Origin of the sequence: Methylogaea oryzae (assembly GCF_019669985.1) — a bacterium.
Classification (GTDB): Bacteria; Pseudomonadota; Gammaproteobacteria; order Methylococcales; family Methylococcaceae; genus Methylogaea; species Methylogaea oryzae.
On the sequence record NZ_AP019782.1, the window covers coordinates 1,940,995 to 1,954,386 of the forward strand.

The window sequence follows — 13,392 nt, forward strand, 5'->3', positions numbered from 1 at the left end:
GCCATTAATGCAGCACCCGCCGCCACTCCTCCTCGAAATAACGCACCAACACCTGGTTATTGAGGCGGTTGGGCTCGGCCGGCACGCGCTGCATATCCTTGGGGAACTGGAACAGCTGCGGCGCGCTATCCGCCGTCAGGAAACGGGTCGCGACCGCATACGCGGTGGGGGGCGTCACCGGCCGGCGGCCGGCGAGAATATACCCCCACTCGCCGAAGGACGGCACCATGGCGTGGTACGGCGTGGTTGCCAGCCCCGCCTCTTCCAAGGTAGCCACCACGCACCAGTAGGATTGGCGGGCGTAATAGGGCGAGGTGGCTTGGATCACCGCCAGCCCCTGACTGGACAGGTGCTTTTCCAGCAGGCGGTAAAAAGCCGTGGTGTACAGTTTTCCCACGGCGAAATTGGAGGGGTCGGGGAAATCCACCACGATGAAATCGAACGTTTCTGCCGTCCGCTCTAGCCACAACAACGCGTCCTCGTTGGCGACCTTAACCTTGGGCGAAGCGAAGGCGTCGCCGTTGAGCCGGCGCAGAAACGGCGCGGTGGAAAACAGTCGCGTCATTTCCGCGTCCAAATCCACCAATTGGATCGACTCCAACTCGGGGTATTTGAGCAGTTCGCGTAGGGCCAGGCCGTCGCCGCCGCCCAACACCAGCACCCGCCGCGCCCGTACCGACGCCATGCCAGGATGCACCAAAGCCTCGTGGTAGCGGTACTCGTCCTGGGAGCTGAATTGCAGGTTGCCGTTGAGAAACAGGCGCAGGTCGTCCTTCCAGCGGGTCAGCACCATGCGCTGGTAAGGCGTCGATTTGGCGTAGACGATGGTATCGGCGTAGATATTCTGTTCCGCCAAGGCGCTGAGCCGCTCGGCTCCCCCCAGTCCGGCGACCAGCAAGGCCAGCGCCACGCCGCACTGAGCGTGCAATCCGTGCCGGGCCGGCAAATCCTTGGCGAACAGCCGTACCGTCCACAGCGCGACGGCGGCGTTCAACAGGCCGAACAGCAGCCCCGAACGCACCAGCCCCACCTGGGGGACCAGGACCAGGGGAAAAGCCAAGGATACCAGCAGGGCTCCCAGGTAATCGAAGGTAAGCACCTCGGCCACCAACGTCTCGAAGGCCAGGCGCTCCTTCAATATCCGCATGACCAGCGGGATTTCCAGCCCCACCAGCACGCCGGTCAGCAGGACCAGCAGGTACAGCGCCAGCTTGAACGGCTCCGACACGTAAGCGAACAGCAGGAACAGCGCCAGGGAGGAAAATCCGCCCAGCAATCCGACCATCAGCTCGATCTGCACGAAACGGCGCACCAGCTCCGCCGTCACATAACGGGACAGGTAGGAGCCGATGCCCATGGCGAACAGATAGGCGCCGATGACGGTGGAGAATTGGGTGACCGAGTCTCCCAGCAAATAGCTGGACAAGGCTCCGGCGATTAACTCGTAGGCCAGGCCGCAGGAGGCGATGACGAAAACGGCGAACAAGAGGGCGTATTGCCTCAGCCCTTCGCGCGTATCGGCCGCGGCGTTTTGTTCGGATTTCACTCAGGGAACGCCGGGAAATGCATCGACATACTGGATGGTGATATCGGGGAATGCGGTGACGCGCTGCGCCTTGATGTCGGGGAAAGCGTCCACTTCCTGCCATTTGCCGCAAGCGTCGGGAAACGCCGCCACTTTCTGTACCTTCACGTCGGGGAACGCATTCACCACCTGCACCTTGATATCGGCGAACGCGCCGACCCATTGCACCTTGCCCCACAGCGGCTTGCCGTTGAATGTGCAGTCGCCGCCTACTTTACCGGCCTCCGCCGCCGAAGCGGCCAACAGCAGACACAACCCGGCCGAAAACGATCGACGCTTAGCCATGTATCGCGGCGGCCACGATGATGGCCACGCCCAGGCACATGGCCGCGACGATGGTAGCCAGGGGCTGGTTTCGTTCCTTGATGATCTCCCGCCACAGGTCGTAAGGCGTCAGTTTGTCGATGACGACGAAACTGACCCAGAACACGACGACGCCCAGCAGCGAAAACACCAGGGCGTTGAGTAGCCAGTCCAGATGCAGGAATTCCATGATCGCGGTCCTCTTGAAGTTATTTGTGATAAACGCTGGAGCCCAGGGTGCGGGGCGCCGATTTGTCCTCGTCGGAACCGAACACGCTCCAACCGTGGTATTGGGCGTAGGCGAACAGCATCAGCAGCACGATGCCTTTGGCTTGGTAGAAACGGTCCATTAGCGGCCTCTCTCTTTCATCGGCGGTGTGGCGGCGGCTGCCCCCCCCCACGTTAATCTCCCTCGCTCGCCAAGGGATGATCGCTGTCCTTCCACCGTTCGATTTCGAAGCGGTTTTTGCGCCACCAATAGCCCAAGGGCCAGAGGGACAGCAGCAGCAGGGCGATCCAGTAATTGGCTGCGCTGGGCACGTCGCGCACGACTCGCAGGCGCACGTTGGCGCCGCGGAAGTCGCTGGGCAGCTCCGGGTCGACGACGAGGTAATAGCGGCCGGCGGGCACGTCGAAAACCACCGCCTCGTCGTCGGTGCCGCCCTCCGACCAGCTTTCTCCCCCGTCCACTCCGTGGTAATAGCTGATTTCGCGGCCCAGGGTACGGACGGCGCCGGTATCGGCCTCCACCAGCTGCAAATTCAAATAGACCCAGCTGTTGTCGACGTTGGCGCTGGAGCGGATTTCGACGTTGCTGGGGCGGCCGCTCACTTGGAAAGGCTCCGACTCGAAGTCCTCCTGGCCGGCCCCCAAGGGCAGCGGCAAAGTGGTTTCATACACTGTCTTGCCCGAGGAAAGCACCATGGAGCCCACTTGGATGAGCGTCAACAGCACGGCGAATAGGCCGAACCACAGCCAGGTGCGGCGCGACGCCTCGGCGTGGGGCCACGGTTGATTGAGGGCGACGCCGATGGGCTTGGGCAAGGCTTGCTTCGAGGCGAAGGCCTGCTGCACCGTTTCCGGCGCCAGGTATTCGCCCAGGGACCAAACGGCCTCCTGGTCGGTCCTTTCCTCCGACAACACCTGGGGCGGGTTGACGTAATCAGTGATGCGCACGGTTTCGCCCACTTTGACGCGCCAGTAGAACTCCCCCACCACGTAACTCACCTCGGCCGCGCTGTTCTCGAAGTGTTTGTAGTTCTTGCCGAGCAATTGCGCCACCGGCTTGCCCCAGGCCAGCTTTTCCATGGGCTGGCGGTTAAGGGTGCGGACGTAGGACCAGTGCCCTTTCGACTCCACCAGCCAGCGGAAGCCTTTTTCCGGGTTGAGCAGCAGGTATTCGCCCCACTCCGCCCCCCATTGCGTGTCGCGGCGGCGCAAATAGCCGATTACGTCGAAGTCCGCACCCTCGAAACGGCCGCGGCTGCCCAGCGCAACGGTGGGCTTGATTTTGGCGGCGGCGCGGAAGCGGGAGATGACGCTGTAGTTGGGATCCGCCGCGTCCAGTATGGACTCGCAACTGCCGCAAGCCACGGTTTCGATTTGGTCGGAGTGGATTTGCAGCGGGGCCGCGCACTGCGGGCATTGGAAACTCTTCACCTGGCCGGCCGCCAGAGCGGCCTTTTGCGGTTCGGCGCGCAGGTTGGCCAGTTTGAGGCTGTCGAACTCGACGCCTTCGCCGAGGAATAGCAAGGGCGGCGTTTCGCTGTAGTCCAAGGTGGCGAAGCGGGTATCGCTGCGCAAATCCGCCACTTGGGTGTCGTAGCCTTCGCCGACCATGAAGGGCAGCTCCCCTGCCCCGCCGATGCAGCGGCTGGAATCCAGGTTGGCGACGTGGTAGTCGCGGCCCTGCAGGCGGATCTGCTGGCCGACGTATAAATCGGCGTAGGCGGGTAGCGCGTCCTTGGTCGCGCTGAGGAAGGTGACGAAATACTGGCCGTTGGCCTCCCCCAGCCAACCGGAACGCTGGTTGTCGAACAATAAGTGCCATTCGTTCCACAGCCCCGCGCTGTAGCGCAGTTGGATACGGCCCACCACGGCGAAGCGCACGCCGCGGTAGCTGCCTTCCGTGCCGAGCTGGATCAGCGACTGGTCGTCCAGCAGTTCGGCCATTTTGCCGAGGTTTTCCAGATCGGTGCCGTGGCGCACCAGGGTGCTGCGGCAATAGCCGCACACCGCCAATATGGACACCGAGCAGCGGAATTCCACCGGTGCGCCGCAGGAAGGGCAATTGGCGGTTTTCATAAAAAAATCGCCCTATCGTTCCCACGCTCGAGCGTGGGAACGTTTCCGGTGACGCTCTGCGTCACGGGCCGCTGAGCGGCCAAGGCGGCATTCCGACGCAGGAGCGTTGGAACGATGCGAGGGTGAATCCGCATCGGGGTTCAGCCCAACTTCGCCAGCAGCTCGGCCTTCTTCGCATCGAACTCGGCTTGGCTGATCACGCCCTTGGTCATCAGGCCGTGCAGCTTTTCCAGGGTCGCCATCACGTCGTCCGAGGAAGGCGTCGCGGCGGCAGGCGCCGCCGGAGCAGCGGCCTGCGGATTCAAGGCGCCGGCGAAGGCCTGGCCGATGGACACGCCGGCCCCCAGGCCTGCGCCGGCTCCGGCCAAGCCGCCTTCGTTGCCGGCGGCGATGGGAATGGCTTGCGCCACTTGGTATTGGGTGAATTTGCCCAGGTCGCCGATGACGCCCATGCTGATGCGCTGGTCCAGCACGGCTTGCAGCTCTTCCGGCAGGGAGACGTTCTGCACCACCAGGCTGTCCAGGGCGAGGCCGTAGCGGTCGAATACCGGCGCCATCTTGGCCTTGAGCTGATTGCCGAACTCTTCCTGGTTGGCGGCCATGTCGACGAAGGGGACGGACGATTCGGCGAACAAATCGGTCATGGAGCCGATCAGGGTGTTGCGCAACTGCCCTTCCATCTCCTCCGTCGTGTAGCTTTCGCGGGTGCCGGACACTTCCTGGTAAAACCGTTTGGGATCGACCAGCCGGTAGGAGTAAATGCCGAAAGCCCGCAGGCGCACCAGGCCGAATTCCTTGTCACGGATGGTGATGGGATTGGGCGTGCCCCAACGACGGTCCAGTTGCAGGCGGGTGCTGAAAAAATAGACATCCGACTTGAAAGGCGAGTCGAACAACTTGTCCCAGTTCTTCAGGTTGGTGAGCAGCGGCAAGGTCTGGGTCGTCAGGGTATGACGGCCGGGGCTGAAAACATCGGCCACCTTGCCTTCGTCGACGAACAGCGCCAATTGGGACTCGCGCACCGTCAGTTGGGCGCCTTGCTGGATTTCGAAATCCTGCATCGGGAAACGGTAAGCGAGAACCCCATCGCCTTCTTCCGTCCAATGGATGATGTCGATGAATTGCTTTTTGATGAAGTCCATCAAGCCCATGGCCCCGCCCTCGGTATGAATTAGGAAAGCGCTATTGTTGTCCTTGCCGCAACGCAAGACAACTGTTTCTTCCGGCCCGGTATATACTGCCGCGCGCCGGTTTTAAACGGCGTTTTAACAACAACATGGAGAGCCAAGATGGCACTGACACCGGAAAAAGACTTCAAAACCTTCATCGCCATGATCGGTGTCGTCACCGTTCCAGCGACTCTAAGCCTGATAACCGCGGATCGGGCTCAAACCCACGTGGAGCCGGTAGTGGGTTCCTCGCCCTTGGGGTATACCGTCAGCTTATCGCTGTTCATCATTCCCATACTGGTTATTTTGTGGTGGATACACGCCAATGACGACGAGAAATTCATCCAGAAATCCTTCTGGATCGCCATCGCCGTGCTGGTGCCGCTGGGATTTCTGCTGGACCTGTTTTTCGGGCTGACGTTTTTTACCTTCGTCAACAGTCAAGCCACCTTGGAAATTTACGCGCCGGGATTCGATTTCGCCACTTGGTCCTGGGAGCGGAGAATCCCCATCGAAGAATTCGTTTTTTATATTTCCGGTTTCGTCGCCGTGTTGCTGATGTACATTTGGTGCGACGAGTATTGGTTGAGCGCCTATAACGTCCCCGATTATCGGCAGGAGTCGGCCGGCATCGAGCGCATCGTCATGTTTCACGGGAAGTCCGTGCTGGTGGGCTTGATATTGATCGCGCTGGGCGTAGTGATAAAAAACGGGTTTCCCAGCCCTTATCAAGGCGGTTTCCCCGGATATTTCACCTTCTTGGTCGTCGCCAGTTTCATTCCTTCGGCCGCTTTGTTCAAAACCACGTTCCGCTTCATCAACTGGCGAGCCGTGAGCCTGTGCTTTTTCTTCGTGCTGCTGATCAGCCTGTTGTGGGAAGCGACGCTGGCGTCGCCCTATCAATGGTGGGGCTACAACTATAAGCAAATGCTGGGCATCGTCATCGACGCCTGGACGTTGTTGCCGGTGGAGGCGGTGCTGGTATGGATGGCGGTGACGTTCACCACGGTAATCGTCTATGAAGCCATAAAAATCTGGCTCAATTCGCGCCGCTCCGCCAAAAAGGCCTTCCTGGGCCTGGATTGATTCCCACCCTGTCGAAAGAAAACAATAATTCGCTATTAAGGAGATACGCTAGTGTTGAGCGATAAACGACTGGTTTTTGTCCTGATTACCATGGTGTTGGCGCTGGTTACAGACCTCGTCGCTTGGGCGCTGCACGCCGGCTGGGTGGCCGCGGCGCTGATTACTTTCGCCGTCAACGGTTTGATTCTTTACCGGACTTACCAAACCCGCGACGGATTATTCGCCCGGTTATACCTGTTCGGTCTGCTGGTGGGTTTCGGCGAGCTGCCCACCGATCATTTGGCGGTATCGGTGCAGCAAACCCTGGTTTACGCCCCCGGCGAGCCGTTTATTTGGGACTCGCCCTTTTATATGCCTTTCTCCTGGGCTTTGATCATGTTCCAGTTCGGTTATTTAGCCTACTGGATGGCCAATCGCTGGGGACTGGGCAAAGCGACCTTGCTGACCGGCCTGCTCGGCGCCGTCAACTTGCCCACCTACGAATTCATCGCCAAGCAAGCCGACTATTGGTTTTACAAAGACTGCTGGATGGTGTTTTTCGATTCCACGCCGGTATATGTCATCGTCGGCGAATTCCTATTGACGGTAACCCTGCCGTTCGTCGTCGGGCGGGTGGTCAAATCGACCATTCCCTTCATCCTCGCCTGGGCGGTGGGGCAATCGGTGTGGATGTACGTGGCCACCCAGATCGCTTATGCCTGGGTCGGCCAGAAATAACGCGTAACCGGATCAGTAACGCACGCTGACTTGTCCGTAAACGCTGCGCTGGATGTCCACCAGCTGGGCCGTCAATACCGATTCTCCGAATTCGGGATGGCGGCCGTCCAGCAAATTACGTCCGACCACGGCCAGTTCCACGTTGCGGACCGGCTTCCAGCCCAGGCGCAAGTCCAACGCCGCGTAGCTGTCGACCTTGAACGCCGGCAATTTATCCACGTAGCGCAGGATGGCGTCGGCTTGCAGCGTTTCCGTGATGTCGTAGGAGGTTCTCAAGCTGAACTGGTGGTGGGGCGACGCATTTTCCGTGCTTTTCTGTAAAGACGGATCCCCGCTGAGGTTGATTTGCAAATAGGTGTAGTTGGCCTGAAAACGCAGGTTCGACGCCGCCCGCCACTGGCCCATGACTTCCGCGCCGTAGGTTTTTCCGCGCATATTGTTTTCCGGGAAGATGGGGAGACCCACGTACAAGGACGGCGTGGTGCCGACGTAAGGCGTGCCCAGCGAGGCGGAAGTGAGACGCGAGTAATCGTTGTAGAAGGTGGCGATGTCCACCGACGTGGTCGAGGTCGGCTGGATGCGGTAACCCAATTCGTGGGCGATCAACTCTTCCGGCTTGAAATTGCTGTTGCCTTGCCCGACCAGGTAGACGCCGGGAGACGGTTGCCCGAGGAACGTGGCGGTCATGTCGTGGTCCAGGCGGTTGGGAATGCGCACCGCGCGGGAAATGGAGGCCCAGATGGTCTGGTTGTCGGTCGGCGTGAATACCAGCCGGCCGTTGGGCTGCACTTCGAAACCGCTGTAGTCGTTGTGCTCGACCCGCGTGCCGAAAATCACGCGCCAACGATCCGGCACCAGGGTGATTTCGTCCTGCAGGAAGGCGCTGAACAGCTGCGTGTCCCGCGTCGGCGATTTCATGGCGTAGAAAAAGTCGTAGCCGGTGGTGGATTGGAGATGGCTGTAGCGGTAGCCCAGTCCCCAGGTCCAGGCGTGGGAGTCCCCCACCAGAAAGCGGTGCTGCCAGTCCGCGTCGTAAGTATCCACCCGGCTGATGGAGGTGTCTCGAATCCGGCTGACTTGGGTAGCGTCCTCGGTATGGTCGAAGTACATCTTCAACGTCATATCGGAGGTATCGGAGAAGCGGTGATCCCAACGGCCCAACACGTTGCCGCCGGAATAGCGTTTTGGTATGGCGCTGTCGAATTGGTAAGGCGCCATCGGCACCGAAATGTTCTGCAAGGCGTTGGCGTTGCCCTGGTAGACATCGCCTTGCAAGGTGACGGAGTCTTTCTGCGACAGCGAGCTCTCCAGCTTGAAGCCGCCTTGGGTATTTTCCCAGGCGTCGTTCGCGTTGTGTCCGCTTTGATCCAACGCCATGGTGTCGCGGCTGAAGTACTTCACATAACCTTTGTAGTAGGTCTGTTCCCCCAGCTGTCCGCCGTAGCGCACCGCGGCGAAACCATTTTCCTCGGTGCCGGTTCCGGCGGTGGCGTAGAGTCCGCGGGAGTCCTTCGCCTTCTTGGTGATGATGTTGATGACGCCGTTGACGGCGTTGGAGCCCCACATGGCGGCCCCCGGGCCGCGGATCACCTCGATGCGCTCCACGTCCTCCAGCAGGGTGTCCTTGGTTTGCCAAAGCGTTCCGGAAAAACTGGGGTGGTACAACGTTCTCCCATCCATGAGCACCAGCATTTTGTTGGCGGCCCGGTCGTTGAACCCTCGCGCGCTGATCGCCCAGCTGTTGGAATTGATTTGAGCCACGTCCAGCCCGGGCACCACGCGTAACGCGTCGGGTATGGAGGTGGCGCCGGAGCGCTTGATGTCTTCCCCGCTCAGCACGAAAACGGCGGCCGCGGTACGCGAGACTTTCTCCTCATGGCGCGAAGCCGAAAAAACCGTGGATTCCGCTTGCAGCCAGCTCAACTCTTCCTGCAAAACACTCTCGGTAATTTCGTAGGGCGTGGTGTCTTCCGCGCGCGCCTGCAGCGGTAGGATGGCGCCGCAACACGCCAAAACGCACAGCCCTTTTTTTATTCCGCCTAAGCCCGTCATTGTCCCTATGCCCCCCGGCTCTCGATGCGCGAACCGCTGTGCGGATCGCGGCCCACCACGCGGTTTTTACCGCTTTGTTTTGCGTCATACAGGGCTTCGTCGGCCCACTTCATGACTTGTTCTTGGCTGATGTCCCGCGAGGGCGTTACCGTCGCCACGCCGAAACTCGCGGTCAGGATTTTTCGTCCCAAACTGGAGGACGCGTGTTCCATCCGCAAGCTTTCGATGTTGTGGCGCATGGTTTCCGCCATGGCCATAGCGGAAACGAAATCCATGCCCGGCAGTACGGCGACGAACTCTTCCCCGCCGTAACGCGCGACGAAATCCGTCGCACGGTGCAAGGAGCCGCTCAGGGTGGACGCGACAATTTTAAGGCAATCGTCGCCGGCGGCATGGCCATAGTAATCGTTATAATTTTTGAATTCGTCGGTGTCCACGATGACGACCGACAACGGCGACCCGCTCCTTGACGCTCGCCGCCACTCGCCCTCCAGCACTTCGTCGAAATGGCGGCGGTTGGGAATATTGGTCAGGCCGTCCAAGAAAGCCATGCTGCCCAAGAGGTCGCTTTGCTGCTTCAGCTTGAGATGCGTGCGCACCCTCGCCTTCACCACGGACATGCGGAACGGCTTGACGATGTAATCCACCGCCCCCAGTTCCAATCCCAAGGACTCATTGACGTCGTCGTCCCGGCCGGTGATGAAAATCACCGGAATATTGCGGGTCGCTTCTTCCGCTTTGAGCAGCCGGCACACATCGAAGCCGTCCAAGCCGCCGGGCATTTCGATGTCCAGCAATATCAGCGCAGGATCGGCGTTCCCGGCGGCGATATGCATTACCTCGTGGCCCTTGGTGGCGATGACGATGTCGTAGTCGTCGCGCAACGCCTCGCCGAGAATCTTGAGGTTGGCCGGTTGGTCGTCCGCGATCAGCAGCCTCGGCTTGTTCTCCGGCGCGGGCAGGGCATGACCGGCTTTTCCCGCCAGATCCGCATCGATTTCAAGCAGCGCGGCTTTCGCGGCGGCGAAATCGAACACGTCCAGCGCCGCGCCCAGCCGATCCAGCGCATCCCGCCAGGCCGGATCGTTTCCGTAGGGCTTGATACGCTGAAACGCCATATCGACGTCCAGGCTGTTGGCGCATACCCGCGCGTACAATTCGGCCAGGCAAACGCCAAGCAATTCCCCGTCCCCTTCGGCTTCGGAGCAGTCGTCGGCCGAGGTCGCCGCCGCCAGTTGACGTATGGAAGCCATCACCTGCTCCAGCGCTTTGCTCCAGCGAACGCAGGCCGCGTCCACATCCCGCCCCTGACGGAGCGCCACGATCAAGTCGCCGGCGCGGGTCTGCAACTCCGACGCGCCGAGGTTGCCGGCCACCCCTTTCAAGGCGTGGGACAAAGTGGTCGCCGCCGCGGTGTCCTTGTCCGCTATCAATTGGGCGATCTGATCGGACGCGCCGTGGAAGTCCTCGACGAAACGCTGCAGCAACTGCCGGTAGAGCGCCCCGTTGCCGCCGACGTTGCGCAATCCCAGCCGCAAGTCCAGCCCCGGCAAATGGTCCGGTAGAGCTGCCTGCCCTGCCGGGTGGCGGCCGTCGGCGCAGTCCCCCTCCCCTTTGGGTTTCACCCACCGCACCAGCATGGCGAAGAGCTTATCCAGATCGATAGGCTTGCCCACATGACCGTTCATGCCGGCTTGCACGCACAGCTCTTTTTCCTGCGCCATAACGTGGGCGCTCATGGCGATAACCGGCAATTCGTCGAAGCCTTTTTCGGTTCGAATGACGCGAGTGGCTTCGTAACCGTCCATGAGCGGCATCTGCAAATCCATCAAAACGGCGTCGAACGGTTGCTGCCTCACCATCTGCACGGCTTCCGCGCCGTTGTTCGCTAACACCACCACGAATCCTTCCCGTTGCAGCAGTTCGGCCGCCACCAATTGATTCATCGGCTGGTCTTCCACCAACAACAAACGAGCGCCGCGAATGCCGGCGAGCAAATCGGGCCGCTGCTGCTTGTCTTGGGCGGCGGCCGGCTTCGGTATGGCCAGCGGACCGCACTTTTCCACGATGACGTCGTACAGCTGCGACGACGTCACCGGCTTCGTCAGTATGCCGTCGATGGGCACGTCTTGAGCCTCCCGCAGCACGTCGTCGCGGGAATAAGCCGTCACCATGATGATGGCGGGGGCGTGGGGAATCTTCGCGTCGCTCTTGATCTTGCGCGCCGTGGCGACGCCGCTCAGTCCCGGCATCTTCCAGTCGATCAAAGCCAATTCGACCGGGCGATCCTGGGGTTGCCGCTCCAGCAGCGTCAGCGCCTCCACGCCGGACTTGGCGACCAGCACCTCCAGGGAGAACGACCGCAAATATTCGTGCAGGATTTCCCGCGATACGGCGCTGTCGTCGACCACCAGCACCTTCATGCCTTGCAGCTGGTCCGGCACCGTTCCGCTCGGGCTGTGCATATCCTGCACGTCGAATTGCGCCGTAAAGGTAAACCGGCTGCCGACGCCCGGCGTGCTTTCCACGCCGATGTCGCCGCCCATCATGGTGACCAGCCGCTTGCAAATGGCCAGTCCCAGACCCGTGCCGCCGTATTGGCGAGTGATGGAGCTATCGGCCTGGGTGAATGGTTGGAACAGTTTCTCGCTTTGTTCCGGACTCAAGCCGATACCGGAGTCTTGCACGAAGAATTCCAGTTTGACCTTTTTGCCGAAGGCCGTTTCCTTTTGGTACGTGCGGGCCAGGCCGATACCGACGACGATATCGCCGCGTTCGGTGAATTTAACGGCGTTGCTGGTCAGGTTGAGCAGCACTTGGTTTAGCCGCAAAGGGTCGCCCATCAATAGCAACGGGACGTCGCTGGCGATGGAAAAATGCAGCTCCAATCCTTTCTGTTCCGCCGGCGTGCTCACAAACGACGATAAATTGTCCAGCAAGTCCGTGAGACTGAAGTTGACGTATTCGAGCTCCAAGCGGTCGGCTTCTATTTTCGAGAAGTCCAAGATGTCGTTGATAATGCCCAGCAGGATATGCGAAGCCGACTGCACGCGGCTGAGGTAGCTGTGCTGTTTTTCCGTCAGGGTGGTGCGTAAAGCCAATTGCGTGAAGCCGATAATGGCGTTCATCGGCGTGCGAATTTCGTGGCTCATGATGGACAGAAATTCGGACTTGCTATTGTTGGCCGTGATCGCTTGATCGCGCGCCTCCGCCAGCTCTTCGGTGCGTTCCCGCACCTTTTCCTCCAGGGTGCGGCTATGCTCGGAAAGCTGGTCGTAGGAATGCTTCAATTCCTTGGACATGGAAACGAAAGCATCGGTCAATATGCCGATTTCGTCGTCGCTGCCCCCTTTTATGTCGCTGCCGGCGGCGGCGAAGTTGCCCAGGGCGAGTTCGTTGGTTAGGCGAGTGAGGCGCCGTATGGGCTTGGATAAGCGGTTTGATACCGCCAATATGATGAAAGTCCCCAGCAAGGAAACGCCGAAGGCCATTGCCAGCGACTGTATGATGGTGGCGTGGATCTTGGCGGAAATCTCGTTTTGGGAGCGGACGATTTCCCGCTTGAGTGGCTCCATGCTGAATCCCAGCCGCAACACGCCCCACTTTTCGGCGCCGGCGTGCAGAGGAAGAATGTATTCCATGACCTGCAGGCCGTTGACCTCGTTTTCCACCACGGTCCTTTCCAAACGCCCGGCCGCATAGATGTCCGCCTCGGTGGACAGGACTTCCTGTTGCAAATTGGCTTGCAAGGTGTGCAACAGCGCCACCCGGGAGTCGTTCATCAAAATGGCGTAATACAATTTACCGTCGGCCGCCGCCTTCCGTAATACTTCCTCCAACAGGGACAATTTATAGGTGGCGATGTCGTTTTCCGCCTGTTGCGCCAGTTCTTCCGACAATATCGCCGCTTGGTTGCTGAGATTCTCCTTCATCAGCACAATGCGCTTGTCCAACTCGCTTACCAGCAGGCTTTTCTGCGCGGCTATTTGCACATAGGTCGAAATCACCACCAGCACAGCCAATAAACTCAGCATGGTCGCCAGGAGTTTGGTGCGTATGCTCCGTTTATACAGGCTTATTTTTTTCAAAGGCCCGCCCTCCGTGGCGCTCGCGGGGACAAACGCCGGCTTCGCCGCAAGACGATGGCCTCGGCCCCCTGGCGCGAACGGAACGTAG

At 60.2% G+C, this 13,392-nt stretch carries 10 protein-coding genes; 2 read left to right on the top strand and 8 right to left on the bottom strand.

All coding sequences use genetic code 11. From position 1 onward, the window contains the following. Positions 1–4: 4 nt before the first annotated feature. The 6 genes from K5607_RS08790 to K5607_RS08815 all read right to left on the bottom strand — a co-directional run bounded on the left by K5607_RS08790 (position 5) and on the right by K5607_RS08815 (position 5,343). Complete coding sequence (locus tag K5607_RS08790) at positions 5–1,546, bottom strand: polyamine aminopropyltransferase (protein WP_221048826.1); 1,542 nt, start codon at positions 1,544–1,546, stop codon at positions 5–7. Next, on the bottom strand, positions 1,547–1,870 hold the full coding sequence (locus tag K5607_RS08795; protein ID WP_054772723.1) for a 7(1) septoil knot domain-containing protein: 324 nt from the start codon (positions 1,868–1,870) through the stop codon (positions 1,547–1,549). Next, on the bottom strand, positions 1,863–2,078 hold the full coding sequence (locus K5607_RS08800; protein ID WP_054772733.1) for a DUF350 domain-containing protein: 216 nt from the start codon (positions 2,076–2,078) through the stop codon (positions 1,863–1,865). Before K5607_RS08800 ends, K5607_RS08795 begins: the two co-directional genes overlap by 8 nt. A gap of 19 nt (positions 2,079–2,097) precedes the next feature. Next, positions 2,098–2,238, bottom strand: a complete 141-nt coding sequence (locus K5607_RS08805; RefSeq protein ID WP_221048827.1) for a hypothetical protein — start codon at positions 2,236–2,238, stop codon at positions 2,098–2,100. Between the two features lie 52 nt (positions 2,239–2,290). Next, entirely contained in the window at positions 2,291–4,192 is a 1,902-nt protein-coding gene (locus K5607_RS08810; RefSeq protein WP_221048828.1) for a DUF4178 domain-containing protein, read from the bottom strand. Between the two features lie 140 nt (positions 4,193–4,332). Continuing rightward, a complete protein-coding gene (locus K5607_RS08815; RefSeq protein WP_221048829.1) occupies positions 4,333–5,343 on the bottom strand; it encodes an SPFH domain-containing protein in 1,011 nt (336 codons plus the stop codon). 138 nt (positions 5,344–5,481) lie between these two features. Between K5607_RS08815 and K5607_RS08820 the strand changes: the two genes are divergently transcribed. Both K5607_RS08820 and K5607_RS08825 read left to right on the top strand, forming a co-directional pair. Beyond that, complete coding sequence (locus K5607_RS08820; RefSeq protein ID WP_054772969.1) at positions 5,482–6,447, top strand: hypothetical protein; 966 nt, start codon at positions 5,482–5,484, stop codon at positions 6,445–6,447. Between the two features lie 54 nt (positions 6,448–6,501). Further along, positions 6,502–7,164 carry a DUF6989 domain-containing protein gene (locus K5607_RS08825; RefSeq protein WP_221048830.1) on the top strand — a complete coding sequence of 221 codons (663 nt, stop codon included), beginning with the start codon at positions 6,502–6,504 and terminating at the stop codon, positions 7,162–7,164. A gap of 12 nt (positions 7,165–7,176) precedes the next feature. On the opposite strand, the gene K5607_RS08830 is transcribed toward K5607_RS08825, so the two are convergent. Together K5607_RS08830 and K5607_RS08835 are read right to left on the bottom strand one after the other, a co-directional pair. After that, positions 7,177–9,216, bottom strand: coding sequence for a TonB-dependent receptor plug domain-containing protein (locus K5607_RS08830; protein WP_221048831.1), 2,040 nt, complete (start codon positions 9,214–9,216; stop codon positions 7,177–7,179). 5 nt (positions 9,217–9,221) lie between these two features. Continuing rightward, positions 9,222–13,250 (bottom strand): response regulator, encoded by a 4,029-nt coding sequence (locus K5607_RS08835; protein ID WP_221048832.1) that lies wholly within the window; start codon positions 13,248–13,250, stop codon positions 9,222–9,224. Positions 13,251–13,392: the final 142 nt, after the last annotated feature.

Excerpts from the sequence above, each read along its gene's own strand:
- K5607_RS08795 (WP_054772723.1), bottom strand. The coding sequence starts at position 1,870 with ATGGCTAAGCGTCGATCGTTTTCGGCCGGGTTGTGTCTGCTGTTGGCC.
- K5607_RS08820 (WP_054772969.1), top strand. The coding sequence starts at position 5,482 with ATGGCACTGACACCGGAAAAAGACTTCAAAACCTTCATCGCCATGATC.
- K5607_RS08835 (WP_221048832.1), bottom strand. The coding sequence starts at position 13,250 with ATGCTGAGTTTATTGGCTGTGCTGGTGGTGATTTCGACCTATGTGCAA.
- K5607_RS08805 (WP_221048827.1), bottom strand. The coding sequence starts at position 2,238 with ATGGACCGTTTCTACCAAGCCAAAGGCATCGTGCTGCTGATGCTGTTC.
- K5607_RS08830 (WP_221048831.1), bottom strand. The coding sequence starts at position 9,216 with ATGACGGGCTTAGGCGGAATAAAAAAAGGGCTGTGCGTTTTGGCGTGT.
- K5607_RS08810 (WP_221048828.1), bottom strand. The coding sequence starts at position 4,192 with ATGAAAACCGCCAATTGCCCTTCCTGCGGCGCACCGGTGGAATTCCGC.
- K5607_RS08815 (WP_221048829.1), bottom strand. The coding sequence starts at position 5,343 with ATGGGCTTGATGGACTTCATCAAAAAGCAATTCATCGACATCATCCAT.
- K5607_RS08800 (WP_054772733.1), bottom strand. The coding sequence starts at position 2,078 with ATGGAATTCCTGCATCTGGACTGGCTACTCAACGCCCTGGTGTTTTCG.